Origin of the sequence: Crateriforma spongiae (assembly GCF_012290005.1) — a bacterium.
GTDB classification, from domain to species: Bacteria; Planctomycetota; Planctomycetia; order Pirellulales; family Pirellulaceae; genus Crateriforma; species Crateriforma spongiae.
Window position 1 is genome coordinate 83,475 of sequence record NZ_JAAXMS010000002.1, and the last position, 16,906, is coordinate 100,380.

Sequence of the window (16,906 nt, forward strand, 5' to 3'; positions counted from 1 at the left end):
AATGCCCTCAACGGGTTCAGGTCCTATCGATTGGGACCAATGTACCGATGATGACGCCGCCAGACGGCTGACGCTCCTACGGCGTCAGCCGTTTCTTTTTTGCAACCGCCGTCGCGTGCGTGCGTCGTGTCCTAGCTTTTACTGCACGAATCCGCGAACCAAGATTCCGCATCGGGGCAGGGGGAACTTTCCAAATGATCAAGCTGACGCGATTGGACGGCGAAGCATTCGTCTTGAATGCCGAACTGATCCGCTACGTCGAAACCCGACCCGATACGTTCATCACGTTGATCAACGGCGAACGCTTGGTGGTCAATGAAACGATGGACGAAGTCATCGACCGGGCCGTGCACTACCAACAGCAAAAACATTTTTGGAAACCGGCCGTCACGCCCACGCCGATGCCATCGCCAACGCACTAGGCCTTGGGTTCCAAACAGCCGACATGGCTTGAGGCCACCAACCGATACCGCCGGCGACGATGCCGGACGCTTTTTGCGAAGCCCGAACCACCGTTTCCATTCAAGATCCCTTCACTAACGCACTGCGACACAAACCATGGACATAGCCAGCCTGATTGGCCTGTTGCTTGCAATCGGCCTGATCATCGGTTCGATGTTATTGGGAACCGCGCCGCTGTCGGCCTTCTGCGACATTCCTTCGGTGATGGTCGTGGTCGGCGGTGCGATCGCCGCCGCACTGATTTGCTTCCCACTGGGCAGCATGCTGAAATCGCCGATGATCGCGTTGAAGGTGTTGCTGAATAAGGGCGAAGACCGCCGCACGCTGATCGAACAGATCGTCAAGCTGGCGGAAACGGCACGTCGTGATGGATTGCTGGCGTTGGAGTCGCAAATTGCCGAAATCGATCACCCGTTGGTGAAGACAGGCATTCAGATGGCGGTTGATGGCAGCACGCCTGAGGTCGTTCAAGAAGTCTTGCGGACCGAGGTCGAAGCGATGCAAACACGCCATCGCGAAGGCAAGAGCATCATGGACCAGTTAGGCCGATTCGCACCGGCGTACGGGATGATCGGAACGTTGATGGGGCTGATCATGATGCTTCAAGACATGAGTGATCCGTCAGGGATCGGTGCCGGGATGGCGGTGGCACTGATCACGACGCTGTATGGGGCGATCGTCGCCAACGTCTTCTTCAGTCCGTTCGCGGAAAAACTGGGACTGATCAGTCGAAACGAGATGGTCACGATGGAGATCGCGATCCGCGGTGTGATGGCGATTCAAAGTGGCGAAAGCCCGCGTGCGATCGACCAAAAACTGCAAACTTTCCTTCCGGCCAAAGAACGCACCCTGGAGTAATCCATGAACGAAGAACCGGAAGAAATGGGCATCCCAGAGTGGGTGGTGACCTTCGGCGACATGATGAGTCTGTTGCTGACGTTCTTCATCATGTTGGTGTCCCTTAGTGAAATCAAAGAAGAAGAAACCTATCAGGCGCTGGTCGATTCGATGCAGCGTTCCTTTGGCTATCAACGCACGATCGAAGCGCTGACGCCAGGCGAATCAAAGCCGCGGGAATCAAACTTTTCCGTCCTGTCGACCGTCGGCCGCGCCAAGAACAAGAACACCGCCAAGGGTGGCGTGCCACAAAAGGCACCGACTGGTGAAGACCCGCACGTTCGAATCGTCCGCCCCGGCCAAATGACCGCGGTTGGTTCGGTGATCTTTTTCCCGATGGGGTCCGATGAACTGGACAAGACGGCGCAGCGGATCTTGAAGGAAGCCGCCGCACAACTGCGTGGCAAACCACAAAAGATCGAAGTCCGTGGGCACACGTCATCCGAATTCGCCGCACGTACACGTGGTACGGGCAAGGCAATGGAACTGGGTTTCAATCGGGCAAACGCGGTCCGCCGATACCTGATCGAACAAGAAGGCATCGAAGCCGAAAGGTTTCGGATCGCCACCGCCGGGGGCACCGAACCGATGCACAACAGCGCCGGCAATGCGGCCACGTCACGCAACCCCCGGGTGGAAGTCTTTCTGTTGGACGAAACCGTGGACGACCTTCACGGAACCGAGGAAGAACGACGCAGCGGCCGCAACGAATATTCCACTTCTAATTCGGAGTCGATCTGATGGCAGACACCGACGAATCCAAAGCAGACGAAGTCAACGAAGCTCCGCAAAAACCACGCAGCAACATCGGACTGATCGTGGCCTTTGTCGCCATGGTCGTCATGGTGGAAACGGGCATGTTCTTTTTCCTGGTTCCCAGCGCCGATGAAGTCAGCGCTTTGGCCGAACAAAGCCTGATCGAATCCGTCCAGGAAGGTCAGGAAGAAACCGTGAAACAGGAATACGATGAAAACCAAAGCATCGAATTCAATCTGGGTGATTTCGGTGAAACCTTCAGCCCCATCGACACCGAGCGAATGTATACGGTCGAAATCACGCTGTTCGGTCTGATTCGCAAGAAGAACCTGGAAAAGATGGAAAAGGAGTTTGAATCCAAACAGGGGCGTCTGCGGCACGCGATCCGAATGAAAATCCGCAACAGCGAGCTGACGGAACTGAAAGATAACCAACTGGCCTTGCTACAACGACGAATTTTGACGACATGTAACCACTTGTTGGATGAAGACCTGTTACTGGGGGTGGGATTCCACAATTACCAGCTGCGTGAACAGTAGTTCGGAACGTCGCCGCCACGCGACACCGGGGCTGTGCCGACGGCCGGACGTCGATGCGTGAAACTCGGCGACCGGGTTGCGGCGGCCCGCTCAACCCAAGGGCCCCGGTCGATCGTGACAGGGACGGATCAACACCATCGCGGCACCATGCAAGGACGACATCGTGTCTGAAAACGCCGGTCAACCCAAACCCGACGATGCGCCCGCCGCCGATGCGTCGGCTGCGACCGATGCTGCCGTCGATCCGATCACCGATGCCCCGACACAGGGTGCCGCCGACGGCCCCGGTGCCGCGGACAACCTCAGCACGGACGATATCGAACGCTTGTTGGCCGAAGCTTCCGGTGGATTGGATCAAGCGGTCAATCATCCGGTATCGGCCGACGCTGAACCCGCACCGTTTCAACTGGACCCGCTTCAGGACAGCCCGGGCGAACTGGATCGGCAAAGCGTCGACCTGTTGGGTGACGTGGAACTGGACCTGCGGATCGAGCTTGGACGCACCGAAATGCGTTTGGACGAAGTCCTGCAATTGCGCAGCGGCAGCGTCGTCGCCTTGGACAAACTGGCCGGCGACCCGGTCGACGTGTTCGTTAACGGACGCTTGATCGCCCGCGGCGAAGTCTTGGTGATGAACGACAACTTTTGTGTTCGTGTCACCGAATTGGTCGGAGTCTGACCTACGGGCTATTTCTGGGGAAAAGAAAGGATCTTTCGCCATGACGCAACCGACACAGCCCACCGAACGTTCTCGTTGCCGTGGCGTCGTCCCCGTGATCGCCACAGTCATCGCATGCTGTGGCTCGTTTGTCACGGCACCCCGAACGGCCCAGGCCCAATCGCACTATGCCGTCCATGATCAATATGCGGTCCATGAACAAGATACGTCAGTGACCGCGAACCGGGCGATGCAGATCCCGTCCGAAGATGGGCTGGGAATTGATTCGACATCGCCCAGCGAACCGGAATCCGACACACGCATCGTGGCACGGACTGGCGGTTTTCCGGCCCTGCGTCAAGACGCGGACACGGCCCCATCCTTTGGCGACCCCAATGAAAAATCGACGGCATCGATCCCCGCACCGTTGATCACCACCGGCACCAGTCTGGTGATCGTGTTGGGGCTGTTTGCCGGGTTTGTTTGGTTCACCCGACGCTTCGGCGCAACATCGCGTGGCGGCGGCGAATTGCCACAACAAGTCCTGACCCCGCTGGGCAGCACCGCAATCGATGCCCGTCATCGCATCTGTCTGGTGCGTTGTGGTTCGAAGGTACTGGTGTTATCGCAAAGCAGTGCCGGCCTAAGCCCTCTGGCGGAAATCACCGATCCCGATGAAGTCCGCATGCTTTGCGCCGCATGCACCGGTAATTCCAAAAACGAATTCATGCAAACGCTGAAGTCGTTTGAAACCCAGCCGCTTGGACAGGGATTTGCCGGAAGCCCACACGAAGTGCCCGGCGGAATATCGCCGACCAACGCTCAAGCCGCCCCGGCAACGCAATCACGCGGCCGTCTGTTTGCCACTGCTTGATCGCATCTGGTCGGCGAGCCCCACGCACGTCAATTCTTCACGATGCGCTGCAACCAATCTCGGCACAATTCCGGCCAAGCCGATGCACCGGAGATTCCCTTCGCCAGCCCCACTCCGTGTCGGCCTTCGGGAAAGACGTGCATTTCAGCCGGCACGCCATGGTCGACGCAGGCTTGATAGTAAACCAAGCTGTTTTTCACCGGCACGACGGTGTCGGCAGCGGTATGAAACAGGAATGTGGGCGGCGTCTGCGCCGTGACTTGTTTGTCATTACTCATCAGCGTGACCAATCTCGGATCGGGATCGGTGCCCAACAAATTCCGCTGGCTTCCGGCATGAGTGAAATCCACACCCATGGCGATCACCGGGTAACACAAGATACTGAAGTCCGGTCGTGAACTGATTTCCGCAATGTGGTCGCCTTGCTGAACATTGGTGTCAGCGAAGTGTGTTGAAACGGTCGACGCCAAGTGGCCGCCCGCGCTGAAACCGATCACTCCGATCTTGTCAGGGATCACGTTCCATTCTTTCGCATTGGCGCGAACCGTCTGGATGGCGCGTTGGGCATCGGTCATCGGATAGGGATGCCCATAGCCTTTTCCATCGTTCCCCTGACCACGAACACGGTAGGTACAGATCGCTGAAGTGAACCCCATCGATCGAAACCAATCCGCGATCTGATAGCCCTCGTGATCCATTGCTCGGCCGCGATAGCCACCGCCGGGAAGGATCACGACGGCCGGCACAGCATTCTGGGATTCTGCGTGGGTGACGATCAATTGTGGGACATCGCCGTCGCCGGTTTGCGTTGCGCCGGGAACCCCGTCGGGCCACAAATCCATGACCTGACGCTGCGACGAATTCTCATCGTCGGCCGTGCACGCGGACTCCGTTCCTCCGGTGGCAATGATCGTGACCAACATGGCCACCATGAATTGGACTGTGGGACAAACACGTTCAAAACAGGACTTCATGCGGGCTTCTCTCTTAAGGTTGGGGGTGGGTGCGTGATGAACGGATTGGCCGGGGTGGCCGTCCGCCTCGCGTCACGGGGGGACTGGCAACTGGGGTCTGACGGGAGTGGCATGAACACCACTGGTGAAATCAAACCTCGCGGGGCAGGGCAGGGTGGTGCACAGTCGGGCGGACCTTAACGACATCGGCCCATTTGGCTACAAAACACCGCCGCGATCGGCGCGTCGCTTTGAATCTTGCCTCCCGCAGTCACCATCAAAGGTTATCGCATTGTCTTCCACGACGCTTGCTGATGCCGGGGTTTCCCTGCCGCCACCAACGTGGGGCCAACGCCTTGCGACGTGGCGGATGATTTTTTCGACCGCGCTGGCTGAACGCCTGGTTTATCGTGGCGATTTCGCATTGGGAACGTTGATGCGTTTCCTGCCGATCATCACCCAGATTTTTCTGTGGTTTGCGGTCTTTGATGCGATCGGCAGCGCGGATGGCAATGATGCAACAGAGATCGGAGGTTTCGGATTTCGAGACATCGTCGCCTATTACTTGTTGACGATGATTGCCCGCGCGTTCAGCAGCATGCCGGGTCTGGCATCGGGCATCGCACGTCAGATCCGAGATGGTGAAATCAAGCGTTATCTGATTCAACCGATCGATCTGATCAGTTTTCTGTTGCTCAATCGCGTCGCTCACAAGATCGCCTATTACGCCGTGGCGATCGCACCGTTCGCCTTCGTCTTTTATCTGTGTCGTGGTTACTTCGTCGACGGTTGGCCTGAACCCCACGTGCTGGCAGCCTTCGTCGGCAGCCTCATCATGGGGTTTTTGATCGGTTTTTTCATGGAAGCTGCAATCGGAATGATTGGTTTTTGGTTTCTGGAAGTCACGTCGCTGCTGTTCGTCTTCATGCTGTTCAGCTTCTTTTTGTCTGGCCACATGTTTCCGCTGACGCTGCTTCCCGACGGTGTGGGTCAAGTCGTGCGTTTTCTGCCGTTCAAGTACTTGGCCTATTTCCCGGCCGCGGTGTTTTTGAACAAGATTCCGGACGACCAACTGCCGCTGGAGATGGCGGTCGAAGCGGCTTGGTTGACGTTTTTCATCTTGGTCTGTCGCTTCGCCTATTCGCGCGGCCTGGAACGCTACAGCGGGTACGGCGGCTGAACCAAGTTGTTTTGGCGGGGCATTGCATGCAGAACGCCTCACCCCATTTGTCCATTGCCATCGGTCGACCTTGACGTGAATCCTTCCTACTCAAAAGTCTTTGCGACGTTCGCGCGGAACAGCCTGATTCGCGACATGACGTTCCGCACCAACTTCATCTTGGATTGCGTCAGCAGCATCGGCTGGACGCTGATGAATGTCGGGTTTTATCTGATCATCTTTCAGTTCACACCGACAATCGGCGAAGGCACCGGTTGGGATCAAGACCGATTTTTTTTGTTCCTGGCAACGACTTGGTTCATCAACAGCTTAGTCCAAGCGTTCTTCATGCCCAATGCGGAAGAATTCAGTGAATTGATCCGCACCGGCGGTCTGGATTTCGCATTGCTGAAACCGATCGATACACAGTTCCTGATCTCATTCCGCAAAGTCAGCTGGAGTTCGCTTTCGAACTTTGCGGCGGGATTGGTGATCGCCGCAGTCGCGTTGTACCGCTTGGCTCATCACGAGACCGATCCTTTGGTACCGTCGGCTTTGTCCGTGGTTCTGTACGTCCTGTTTTGCGGCTGCGGTGTGGTGATCATGTACAGCCTGATGATCTGCCTGAGCGCGACCAGCGTATGGCTGGGACGAAATCAAACGCTGTACAACTTTTGGTTTTACATCACGAACTTCAGCCGCTATCCGATGGAAATCTACAACCGCGGTTGGGGCACCACGCTGTACGGTTTGTTCACTTTCGTGATTCCCGTGCTGGTGGTTGTCAACGTACCGGCCCGCATTTTGGCCCAGCCCGTCAATCCGGAAACCAGCGATCAATGGTGGCTGGTCGGCTGGGCGTTGGTGGCGACTTTGGTCAGCGTGGCGGGCAGCCGGTGGGTGTTTCGGCGGGCGTTGGGCAGTTACCGCAGCGCCAGTAGCTGAGCGTGGGGCGCCACAAAATTTCCGAAATTCGCGGCGCCACATCCGACACCGACGCCGGCCGGGCGGGTTAAATCAGCGGGTAACTCTGGTGTTTCAGCTTGCGTGATTCGATGGTCTACAAATTCGTCCTGGTCGACACCGCCTCGGGAAAGGACCTGCAACAGTGGGTGCTGTCCGTGCCGGCAACCGTGGGCCGCAGCCCTGCTGCGGACATCACGATCAATGATTCGACCATCAGCCGCCGACATTGCACCTTCACGTTGGACCCACAGGGCGCGTTGATTGTCCGCGACATGGGGTCGACCAACGGCGTTTACATCGACGATCAAAAGGTCGACAAAGCCGTCATCAGCCCGGGGATGATGATCGAAATCGGCAAATTCAATCTGCGTCTGGAATGGACCGATCTGCCACAGGAAATTCCCGACGAACCCGATGACTACATCGAATTGGACGTGACCGAACGTATGAAAGTGATCACGCCCGAAGACGTGCAAAACTTCTTGGCAAAACAGAAAGAACTGCAGCAGAAGAAGAAAGCAGACGGCTCGTGATCGTTCGGTCTGGCAACCGTCGGTCGGTGGGTTAGCTGCCCAGCCCGGCCAGCCAAACCAACAACGAGATCACCAAAACGCAGATTCCCACCGACGCGACGAATCCCAATACGTCGATTTTGCTTGGACGAACGAATTCCCACTGGGATCCCGGGAACAGCTTGTTCCCACCCGTTGCATCGGGATCCGAATATGCGGCGGCCAACCGCTGTGCATCGGCCAGCGGATCGGGATCCACCGGTGTGTTCATCTTGGCAAAGTATCGCGAAGTTTGCGGTTCGGGTGGTCGAGGGGTGAACAAGGACAAGACCATCAAAACCATGAACGGCATCAACACTCGGCCCGGCAAGCGTAGCGTCTGCAAAAAGGCATCACTGGCACCGGACAAATCCAATCCGATCCATTCGTAAAGCCAAAGATCCAAATCCAACGCGCCGGCACCCCGACCGCCAGCGGTGCGTCGTTCGGTGACGGTCGACCTACCTTCGCTCGTTTGTTGATCGACCACCTGCCATTGCAACGTCTCGGGCGATTCAAACCCGCCTCGCCAGTACACCGAACGACCGCCCCGTTGCCGTGTCACGGTGATGTCTTCGCCCAACACGGCCACTGGCGGAGCGGGACCTAAATGCGACAACTGGCTTTCGATTTGGGTCGCGTCCGCTTCGGCACCCTGTGACCGGATTTGCTCGGCGGCGGCATCCCACGCTTGACGTTTGGCGACGTCGGATTCGGTCGCCGGTCGGATAACGGTCGTCGTGACCCGCCGTGTCGCGGCCAGCAGGGATTCGTTGGTCCGAAGCGACGGCAACACTGCGGGCAACAACAAGGGCAGAACAAAGAACACCAATGTTGAAAACGCCACGGTGCCCCAGACGGCGGCCTTTCCCGGACGTCGCCAATACATGCCGACCCAAAACGGTGCGGCAAACAAAATCGGCAACTCGATCGCCATCTTGAATTGTCCGAACACGTCGGACATCGTCATCGCGATCGACGCAGCGCCGATCAACATGATCAATCCCGCCAGTCGGCCGACCAACAGATACCTCGATTCATCCGCATCTTGGTCGACGTAGGCGGCGTACCAGTTTCGCACAACCAATCCGGACGTGACGATCATATAGGTGTCAGCCGAACTCATCATCGCGGCCAACAGACACGCCAGCATCAGCCCCACCAGACCGAATTTCAAAGGCCCCAAAATTTCTCGTGCCGCGACACCCCAGACGCGATCGGGGTCCTGTGCGATCTCCACCTGATCGGCCAACAACGCCAACGCGATCAGTGCCGTCATCGCCCAACCGACGGTGCAAAGCCGCTTTAGAAAGTTACCCGCAACCAATCCCACCCGGGCTTCCATTTCACTTTTGGCCGACCCGCCACCGGTTGCGATAAAGTGTGGCTGAACGACGATGCCGACCAGTGAAAGAACCGTCAGTGACAAAATGTAGTGAATCGGAAATTCACCGCTGGACGGCCCCGCGAACAACTGGAAATAGTCCGCCGAGACGCGACGATGCAAAATCTCGAAACCCGTCTGCAAAGTCACCGGTGCGTCACCACCGAAACGCTCGGCCAATTGCCACAACCCATACGGGATCAACAGGACGGACAACAGAATGATAAAAATCCCCTGCAACAAGTCGGTCCAGTAAGCCGCCGTCAGTCCGCCAAGAACGCCGTACAAAATGACCACCACGGATATCGACGGGATCAACACCATCGCGGCTGGCAAGCCGAAAATTGTTTCCGTTCCGATCAGCGGGATTGAAAACTTGGCCACCGCCGACAGCATTGTCGACAGATAAAACATGTAGAACACGATGGCGAACAAGGTGTAGGCAGCACCCAGCAGTTTCGAATCGTATCGTTCGACAAACCAGTCCCCCAAGGTCAGGTGACGCATGCGGCGGTACCAAACAGCCGTGATCCAGTACACCGGCGTGACGAACAACCACATCATTGCCGACCACACGCCGGACAACCCGCTGGTCCAACCGGTTCGGCCGACGGTGACCGGTTCGTGTGCTCCGGTTCCGGCACCAAAGGCGGCAAAGGTCTGCAACAATTTGCCGAAACCGCGGCCCCCCATGAAATAGCCTTCTTGATCGCGCACGCGGCGCGACGCCCAGGCACCGATGGCGATCATGACGGCGAAATAGGTCAACAAAACGGCAATATCAATGGCACTCATGCGGCGAATTGTAGCAAACACATCCGCCCGCGGTGTCGCCCACCGACGCCGCCGCTGACCGGCGATTTCCCCAATGTCAGCGACCGCCCACCGGACGCAACCGAACCAAGACGGCACGGTGGTCCGACACATCACCTGCGATCACCATGCGATCAATGATTTGAACACCGGGGCTGACCAAAACGTGATCAATCGGGATGCCAAGCGGCCCCAAAGATCGTGGCCAAGTCGCCTGGTACCCACGCGAATCACGGGAATCGCGACAACCTGAACGCTGAACCAGCGTTCGAAACTCACGAGCCCAAGGCGTAATATTGAAGTCACCGCCGACGACCACACCGCGGCGTTCACGAACGTCACCCGCAAGCTCCGATGCAACACTCCGTAACTGCCCATTGCGTTCGGCCAAGTTTGCAGTCCCCATGGGGGGAAGCGTGTGAACCGCCCATATATCAAGTTCAGCCTGACCGGCGTTGATGGTGCCGCGGATTTCTGCCGGATCCCCACCCGTCTTGACCCAATGAACCGGATGACGACTGTAAACGCCCAGTCCGAATGCCCCCGACCGCGACAGTTCCTGGTAGTACGGGTGTGATTGCCGCAGGGGTTGCAGTGCCGGAACCAACGCATGATTCAATTCGATCAACGCGATGACATCCGCGTCGGCCTGATCAATCACCGCCCGGATTTGTTCCCACCGATCAGTGCTGGCGTGCACATTCCAAAACAACACACGGACCTCGGGGCCCTCAGCATCAGCCTGCCGCTCCGGCATCACCCACTGCACCGGCATCACCCACTGCACCGGCCAGACCGTCCAAAAATTGGCGACAAAGCAGACACCGGCGAATACCGCCCACCGCCACCATCGCACCGCGGCGAAAACCGCCAAGGCCACCAATGCCCCCACCATCAAGTGAAAGCGTGTGTGATTCATTGCGTCGGCAAACCAGTGCCACCGTCCGGCATATCCGGCCAAAGTCATCAGCACCGCCAACACCAGCAAGACGCTGGTTCGTCCGGCGATCCATTGTAACGCACGCGCCCACCGATTCGGCACTTCCGATTGCACCGGAGCTGCTTTACGCGTTCGCGTAGCGTTTGATGGATCATTCACTGCAGTATTCCATGTCAAACGCACGCGCCACGGGTTCATTGGTGACACCGTAATCGTGAATATTCAGTGCGGACCGAATCGATGCATCCTGCACAAGGGTCGTCTGGTCCGCATCGGCAATCCGTCGCACCCAGGGCAGTGTTGCATTGCACAGGGCGAACGTGCTGGTCCGGCCGACCGCACCTGGCATGTTGGTCACACAGTAATGGACCACTTCATCGACAACGAACGTCGGTTCACTGTGGGTGGTCGGTCGGCTGGTTTCAATGCAGCCGCCCTGGTCGATTGCCACGTCAATCACGACGCTGCCCGATTTCATCAAACGCAGATCGTCCTTGCGAACCAGTTGGGGCGCTTTCGCACCGGGGATTAACACCGAGCCAATGACCAAGTCGGCGCGAGCCAGTTGTTCCAATACCGTGTGTCGGTCGCTGTACAGCACGTTGACGTTAGGCGGCATCGTATCGTCCAGGTAGCGAAGCCGATCCAGGTTCACATCCAGAATGGCCACATCGGCCCGAAAGCCAGCGGCAATCTTCGCCGCATTCGCACCGACCACGCCGCCGCCCAAAACGGTGATATGCGCCGGCGGAACGCCGGGAACACCGCCCAGCAAAATGCCGCGTCCCAATTGAGGACGCTCCAGGTACTTCGCCCCCTGTTGAACACTCATCCGTCCGGCCACTTCGCTCATCGGCGTCAACAACGGCAGCCGCCCGGAGGGATCGCGCAATGTCTCGTAGGCCAAACAGGTCGCGCCGGACTGCACCATCGCTTCGGTCAATTCGCGGCTGGCGGCAAAATGAAAGTAGGTAAACAGCCACTGGCCCTTGCGAATGCGTGGGTATTCTTCGGGCTGGGGTTCTTTGACTTTGACGATCAAATCGGCGACCGCAAACACGTCGTCGGCCGTGGCAACGATCTCGGCACCAGCTTTCAGGTAGTCATGATCTGCCAACCCGGACCCCAATCCCGCCCCGGTCTGGACGACCACGCGATGCCCATCGGCGATCAATTCCTCCGCACCGACCGGCAGCATTGCAACGCGATACTCATCCTTTTTTACTTCCGTGGGTACGCCAACGATCATGGTGAAATCTGCTTTGTAACAACCTTGCCGACGTCACCGAGACCTCACGACGCCTCGGTTGACCTGCCGGCATGATACGACACACTGACTTTGCCGACTTGACAACGTACCGGTTGGCCGACCGATTTCTTGATCGACCGCATTGCCATTCCTTCGCGTTTGTTGTTCCTCCATGCCTGTGCAGCCCAGCCGAAAGCGATTCGCTGAATACCGCGACCAGATTCGGCAACGATACAAAAGCGGTGCTGCCGTACCGTCGCACCCCCACCGACCGGACCGATCGGCCAAAAAGTTGGGAGAACGCGAACGCAAGTTTGCCGAATTGTTCGGTGAATTCATTCGGCTGACGCGCGGCCATCGGTCTTCCATCGTCGGGGCACTGGTCCTGCTGACCATCGGCATTGCGTTGCGTTTGCTGCCCCCGCTGGGTACGAAATTGGCAATCGATTCGGCGCTGACCAATCCCCCCCAGCCCTTGCCGTCATGGCTGGCCGATTCCATTCCGTCGTGGGTCAACAACGACGGCGTCCCGGTCGATCGTCTGGGATTATTGATCGGTGTGGCCGTTGCCGTCACGGTCATCACGATGGTCGCGACGGTCGTTCATTTGACCAGCCGATGGATGGCCACCAAAGCTGTCAATCAGACCCAAGTGTCGGTTCGGCGAGAAGTTTTTGACCATGCAATGAAATTGCCGCTGCATCAAGTTTACGACCTGAAAAGCGGCGGTGTTGCCAGCCTGATCCGCGAAGACGCCGGCGGGGTTGCCGATCTGATCTTCAGCATGATCTACAACCCGTGGCGTGCGATCGTCCAGTTCGTCGGCAGTCTGGTCATTTTGATGCTGGTGGACTGGAAACTGATGTTGGGCGGATTGATGCTATTGCCGATCGTCTGGGTGACGCACCGGACTTGGATCAACCGCATCCGCCCCCTGTACCGCGACGTCCGCAAACAGCGTCAACGGATCGACAGCGGGGCGACCGAAACCTTTGGCGGGATCCGAGTCGTTCGGACGTTTTCACGCAATCGCAGTGAATCGTCGCGTTACGTTCGCGAAGGCGACTTTTTGGTCCGCCAACAGCTTTTCACATGGTGGTGGACCCGGATCATCGAAACGATTTGGGAGGTGGTCATTCCGCTGGCCAGTACCGGCTTGCTGGTTTACGGCGGCTACCAGATTTTGCAAGGCGATTTAACGCTGGGCGACCTGATGATGTTCTTGGTTTATCTAACCATGCTGTTGGGGCCCTTGGCGACATTGGCCGGCAGCGCGGTCGGCTTCCAAAACAATCTGGCGGGCTTGGATCGCGTCTTGGATGTATTGGAGATTCATCAAGAGTTACCGACGCGGGCCGATGCGATCACGTTGCCTCCGATCGTCCCGGCCGCGATGACGTTTCGCGACGTCAGCTTTTCCTATCCGGGTTCAGACACGTTGGTGCTGGAAGACATCAACCTGGAAGTTCGGCCGGGGGAAACGATCGCGTTGGTCGGACGCAGCGGGGCAGGGAAGACCACGCTGACAAATTTGATCGCCCGCTTTTATGATCCCACCGCCGGAAGCATTGCGATCGATGGAACGGACCTGCGTGACATCGAACTTTCCAGCTATCGACGTTTGCTGGGGATCGTTGAACAGGACGTGTTCCTATTCGACGGAACGATCGCTGAAAACATTGCGTACGCACGGCGGCGTGTCACCGATGACCAATTGGTGGCGGCGGCAACCGCGGCGGCGGCAGACGGATTCATCCGTTCGCTTCCCGATGGCTACGACACCATGATTGGCGAACGTGGGGTCAAGCTTTCCGGCGGACAGCGGCAACGGCTGGCGATCGCCCGCGCGATCTTGGCTGATCCACAGATCTTGATTCTGGACGAAGCCACCAGCAATCTGGATAGTGAAAGCGAACAATTGATCCAAGCCAGCTTGATCGATCTGTTGGCCGGACGCACCGCGTTTGTGATCGCCCACCGGCTGAGCACCATTCGCAATGCCGATCGCATCGTGGTCCTGGAAGACGGCCGGATTGTCGAATCCGGAAGCCATGACGAATTGCTGGCTGGTGACGGGCATTATCAGCGAATGGTCAGCTTGCAGACGGATGATTTTCTGGATCGTGACGACCGAGCCGCCGTGAATTACGCTACAAACAAACCCTAGCCCTGCCCGTTTTGCGGCATAAACGTCGTCCTTCCTCTTCACCGAGTGTCGCCTTCAGTGCTTCGTTCGGCCTCCGATCAACCTTCCTACCCGTGATCGAATTTCCATGAAGATGCCTACCGTATCATTGCGCACCGACCGATGGCGATGCTTGTCGCTTGTCCTTGTGCTGGTCGCCGGAACCGTATCGGCGGACTGGCCACAGTGGCGTGGCCCCAACCGTGACGGTCATGCCGATGATGGCCAATACCTGCAACAGTGGCCCGACGGCGGGCCGACCATGGTTTGGCAGAACGACCAATTGGGAATTGGTTATTCGTCTCCCGCGATTGTCGGCGACCGCATTTACACGATGGGCAGTCGGAACGGTCAGTGTCATTTGCACTGTCTCAGTGCCGCGGACGGATCGGTGGTTTGGAGCACGCCGTTTTGCCGCGCCGGCACCGGCGACGACTACCTGGACGGCTGGGGCGGCGGCCCGCGTGGAACCCCCACCGTCGATGGCGATCAAATCTTTGTCGTCAGCGACATCGGCGTCGTCGCGGCCTTTGATCTGACCGGACAACTGCAATGGAAAGTCGACATGGTCGAACAGTTCGGCGGTGAGATTCCCAAATGGGGTTACAGTGAATCACCGCTGGTCGATGGCGACAAAGTCCTTGTCACCCCCGGTCTTCGAATGTTTATCGTCGGTTTGGATCGCAAGACCGGCGATGTCACCTGGACCACCAAGGGCATCGAAGAACCCGCCCAGTACGTATCGATCGTCAAAGGCGAACTGGATGGAAAGCCGTACTATGTGACCGCGGTCAAAGCCGGCTTGATTGGTATCGATGCCAATACCGGTCGCCAGATTTTCATGGAACCGGCAACCGGAAACCAAACGGCCGTGATTCCCACCGCGGTGATCGACGGATCGCTGATCTATCACACCAGCGACTACAACGCGGGCAATCAATTGATCGAATTGTCCAGTGACGGCGATCGCTTGACCGCTGAGGTGCTGTACGCCGAATCGGCAAAGTCGATGCAGAATCATCACGGCGGCGTCGTCCTGGTCGACGGTGTGATCTATGGCTGTTCGCGGACCAACCGTGGCGAATGGATGGCCCAGGACCACCGCAGCGGCGAGGTGCTGTGGACCCAATTGGCGCGGCCCAACCAAAGCGGATCAATCGCTTTTGCCGACGGGCGACTGTATTGCTACGGCGATAAAGATGGCATCGTCCGTTTGGTCGTGCCCAACCGCGAAGGCTTTCAGCAGGTCGGCGAGCTGAAATTGCCGAAAACGTTCGAAGGTAATCGAGGCAGCAACAATCGTGGCGCGATTTGGTCCCATCCTGTAGTCGCAGATGGAATGCTTTTCATTCGCGACCAGAACTTGATGTTTGCGTTCGACATCGCCCGCTGAACATCACGCGTCAGCGAAGCAACGCGTCAGATCAAATGCGATCTCAACGCTGGTAGATGGGCAGAAACCCGTTGTCCAGTTGCAACATGATCAGGTTGCACGCGGTGACATAAACCGGATGGATTTGGCCTTCCCAGGATCCATCCGGTCGCTGTGTGCCGGCGATGCGATCATAAAGCCGAGTGCGGAACGGTTTCCATAAATCGTCGCCCTGACGATAGACGACTTGGCTGTAGTAAAGGTACGTGTAGTGCCAGTGACCAAACGCACGGGCCCCGTCGCTGATGTCGTGCAGCTGTTTCTTGCTGTACGCCAGCATTTCGGGAACGTGTTCGCTGTCGTAGTCGCCGGCGTTATAGAGTGCCGCCAAAGCGGCTGCGGTGATGGCCGGACGGCTGCTGCCCCGTTGGCGACTGCTATAGCTGATGCCGCCGTCTTCGTTCTTACAGCCATAAATGTACTGTTTGGCTTTGTCGATCACTTCGCCACTGACGGGAATGCCGGCGTTTCGACAACCACGTAGACCTTGAACCTGGGTGATGGTCGTGCTGCCTTCGTCAAAATCGTTTCCTTCGCGAGCGGAAACGTAGCCCCAGCCGCCCGCGGCGGTTTGGGCAAACGCGCTGAACTTCACCGCACGTGTCAGCACGTCGACAATTTCTTCGCGTCGGTCCAACAAGCCTTCTTCGCCCAAAACCTGGGACAAGAACAGCATTGAAAACCCATGACCGTACGTGTACCGCGGGTCGGTCAGCGGGTCGCCGATCAATCCGTTTTCGCGTGACTTGCTGATGATGAAGTCCGACGCCAAAGCGATCTCTTTGGAAAACAAACCCTGGGTCGTCGTGCTGCCGCTGGCGATCATCGCGGTACCCGCTAGCGCGGCGAGCGCCGTGGGATAGATCTGGGTGTTCCACAGCCCGCGTGACGACTGCGTCTTGCGAAGGTATTCCAGCCCCTTGTTGATCGCTTCGGACCAGCGTGGATTGTCCGATGCGGCCGCGGTCACCCGACCGGCCCCCATCCCAGCCGACGCGACGGTCGCCGCGGCACCAAGCATCCATCGACGACGCGAAACCGAAGGGGCGGGTAGGGCAGGGCGTTGCATTCGGCAAACTTTCTAAAAA

At 57.8% G+C, this 16,906-nt stretch carries 16 protein-coding genes; 11 read left to right on the forward strand and 5 right to left on the reverse strand.

Features of this window, described 5'->3' with window-relative positions:
• Positions 1-194: 194 nt before the first annotated feature.
• From HFP54_RS04505 to HFP54_RS04530, 6 genes are all read left to right on the forward strand, one after another.
• Positions 195-422 (forward strand): flagellar FlbD family protein, encoded by a 228-nt coding sequence (locus HFP54_RS04505; protein WP_146411022.1) that lies wholly within the window; start codon positions 195-197, stop codon positions 420-422.
• Positions 423-558: 136 nt separating this feature from the next.
• On the forward strand, positions 559-1,320 hold the full coding sequence (locus HFP54_RS04510) for a motility protein A (RefSeq protein ID WP_145302639.1): 762 nt from the start codon (positions 559-561) through the stop codon (positions 1,318-1,320).
• A 3-nt stretch (positions 1,321-1,323) separates the two neighbouring features.
• The gene (locus HFP54_RS04515; RefSeq protein ID WP_168564251.1) at positions 1,324-2,100 is read left to right on the forward strand and encodes an OmpA/MotB family protein; all 777 of its coding nucleotides are present in this window, start codon (positions 1,324-1,326) and stop codon (positions 2,098-2,100) included.
• Complete coding sequence (locus HFP54_RS04520) at positions 2,100-2,654, forward strand: dihydrolipoamide acetyltransferase (protein ID WP_146411016.1); 555 nt, start codon at positions 2,100-2,102, stop codon at positions 2,652-2,654. The genes HFP54_RS04515 and HFP54_RS04520 overlap by 1 nt, the downstream gene beginning before the upstream one ends.
• 163 nt (positions 2,655-2,817) lie before the next feature.
• Positions 2,818-3,333: a flagellar motor switch protein FliN gene (gene fliN / locus HFP54_RS26110; RefSeq protein ID WP_315853846.1), complete on the forward strand. Its 516-nt coding sequence runs from the start codon at positions 2,818-2,820 to the stop codon at positions 3,331-3,333.
• A gap of 40 nt (positions 3,334-3,373) precedes the next feature.
• The gene (locus tag HFP54_RS04530) at positions 3,374-4,186 is read left to right on the forward strand and encodes a FliO/MopB family protein (protein WP_168564252.1); all 813 of its coding nucleotides are present in this window, start codon (positions 3,374-3,376) and stop codon (positions 4,184-4,186) included.
• Positions 4,187-4,215: 29 nt separating this feature from the next.
• Here HFP54_RS04530 and HFP54_RS04535 read toward each other — a convergent pair whose 3' ends face one another.
• On the reverse strand, positions 4,216-5,160 hold the full coding sequence (locus tag HFP54_RS04535) for an alpha/beta hydrolase (RefSeq protein ID WP_235951274.1): 945 nt from the start codon (positions 5,158-5,160) through the stop codon (positions 4,216-4,218).
• A gap of 349 nt (positions 5,161-5,509) precedes the next feature.
• On the opposite strand from HFP54_RS04535, the gene HFP54_RS04540 reads away from it, so the two are divergent.
• The 3 genes from HFP54_RS04540 (at position 5,510) to HFP54_RS04550 (ending at position 7,797) form a co-directional block, all read left to right on the forward strand.
• Positions 5,510-6,319 (forward strand): ABC transporter permease, encoded by an 810-nt coding sequence (locus tag HFP54_RS04540; protein WP_146411011.1) that lies wholly within the window; start codon positions 5,510-5,512, stop codon positions 6,317-6,319.
• A gap of 135 nt (positions 6,320-6,454) precedes the next feature.
• Positions 6,455-7,243, forward strand: coding sequence for an ABC transporter permease (locus HFP54_RS04545; RefSeq protein WP_206036056.1), 789 nt, complete (start codon positions 6,455-6,457; stop codon positions 7,241-7,243).
• Between the two features lie 98 nt (positions 7,244-7,341).
• A complete protein-coding gene (locus tag HFP54_RS04550; RefSeq protein ID WP_146411005.1) occupies positions 7,342-7,797 on the forward strand; it encodes an FHA domain-containing protein in 456 nt (151 codons plus the stop codon).
• Positions 7,798-7,828: 31 nt separating this feature from the next.
• On the opposite strand, the gene HFP54_RS04555 is transcribed toward HFP54_RS04550, so the two are convergent.
• From HFP54_RS04555 to ald, 3 genes are all read right to left on the reverse strand, one after another.
• Positions 7,829-9,994 (reverse strand): sodium:solute symporter family protein, encoded by a 2,166-nt coding sequence (locus tag HFP54_RS04555; protein ID WP_168564253.1) that lies wholly within the window; start codon positions 9,992-9,994, stop codon positions 7,829-7,831.
• A gap of 76 nt (positions 9,995-10,070) precedes the next feature.
• Positions 10,071-11,111, reverse strand: coding sequence for an endonuclease/exonuclease/phosphatase family protein (locus HFP54_RS04560; RefSeq protein WP_168564254.1), 1,041 nt, complete (start codon positions 11,109-11,111; stop codon positions 10,071-10,073).
• Positions 11,104-12,201, reverse strand: coding sequence for an alanine dehydrogenase (gene ald / locus HFP54_RS04565; RefSeq protein ID WP_146410996.1), 1,098 nt, complete (start codon positions 12,199-12,201; stop codon positions 11,104-11,106). The genes HFP54_RS04560 and ald overlap by 8 nt, the downstream gene beginning before the upstream one ends.
• A gap of 172 nt (positions 12,202-12,373) precedes the next feature.
• Here ald and HFP54_RS04570 point away from each other — a divergent pair, with 172 nt between their 5' ends.
• Together HFP54_RS04570 and HFP54_RS04575 are read left to right on the forward strand one after the other, a co-directional pair.
• Positions 12,374-14,368 (forward strand): ABC transporter ATP-binding protein, encoded by a 1,995-nt coding sequence (locus tag HFP54_RS04570; RefSeq protein ID WP_168564255.1) that lies wholly within the window; start codon positions 12,374-12,376, stop codon positions 14,366-14,368.
• A gap of 151 nt (positions 14,369-14,519) precedes the next feature.
• Entirely contained in the window at positions 14,520-15,779 is a 1,260-nt protein-coding gene (locus HFP54_RS04575; protein WP_168564256.1) for a BamB-related PQQ repeat family beta-propellar protein, read from the forward strand.
• A gap of 43 nt (positions 15,780-15,822) precedes the next feature.
• Here the strand turns inward: HFP54_RS04575 and HFP54_RS04580 are convergent, their stop codons facing one another.
• A complete protein-coding gene (locus HFP54_RS04580; RefSeq protein WP_390656854.1) occupies positions 15,823-16,803 on the reverse strand; it encodes a prenyltransferase/squalene oxidase repeat-containing protein in 981 nt (326 codons plus the stop codon).
• Between the last annotated feature and the right edge of the window lie 103 nt (positions 16,804-16,906).

Bases quoted from the DNA above. Each gene is read 5' to 3' on its own strand.
- HFP54_RS04505 (WP_146411022.1), top strand. From the start codon at position 195: ATGATCAAGCTGACGCGATTGGACGGCGAAGCATTCGTCTTGAATGCC.
- HFP54_RS04510 (WP_145302639.1), top strand. From the start codon at position 559: ATGGACATAGCCAGCCTGATTGGCCTGTTGCTTGCAATCGGCCTGATC.
- HFP54_RS04515 (WP_168564251.1), top strand. From the start codon at position 1,324: ATGAACGAAGAACCGGAAGAAATGGGCATCCCAGAGTGGGTGGTGACC.
- HFP54_RS04520 (WP_146411016.1), top strand. From the start codon at position 2,100: ATGGCAGACACCGACGAATCCAAAGCAGACGAAGTCAACGAAGCTCCG.
- HFP54_RS04530 (WP_168564252.1), top strand. From the start codon at position 3,374: ATGACGCAACCGACACAGCCCACCGAACGTTCTCGTTGCCGTGGCGTC.
- HFP54_RS04535 (WP_235951274.1), bottom strand. From the start codon at position 5,160: ATGAAGTCCTGTTTTGAACGTGTTTGTCCCACAGTCCAATTCATGGTG.
- HFP54_RS04540 (WP_146411011.1), top strand. From the start codon at position 5,510: ATGATTTTTTCGACCGCGCTGGCTGAACGCCTGGTTTATCGTGGCGAT.
- HFP54_RS04545 (WP_206036056.1), top strand. From the start codon at position 6,455: ATGACGTTCCGCACCAACTTCATCTTGGATTGCGTCAGCAGCATCGGC.
- HFP54_RS04555 (WP_168564253.1), bottom strand. From the start codon at position 9,994: ATGAGTGCCATTGATATTGCCGTTTTGTTGACCTATTTCGCCGTCATG.
- ald (WP_146410996.1), bottom strand. From the start codon at position 12,201: ATGATCGTTGGCGTACCCACGGAAGTAAAAAAGGATGAGTATCGCGTT.
- HFP54_RS04570 (WP_168564255.1), top strand. From the start codon at position 12,374: ATGCCTGTGCAGCCCAGCCGAAAGCGATTCGCTGAATACCGCGACCAG.
- HFP54_RS04580 (WP_390656854.1), bottom strand. From the start codon at position 16,803: ATGGGGGCCGGTCGGGTGACCGCGGCCGCATCGGACAATCCACGCTGG.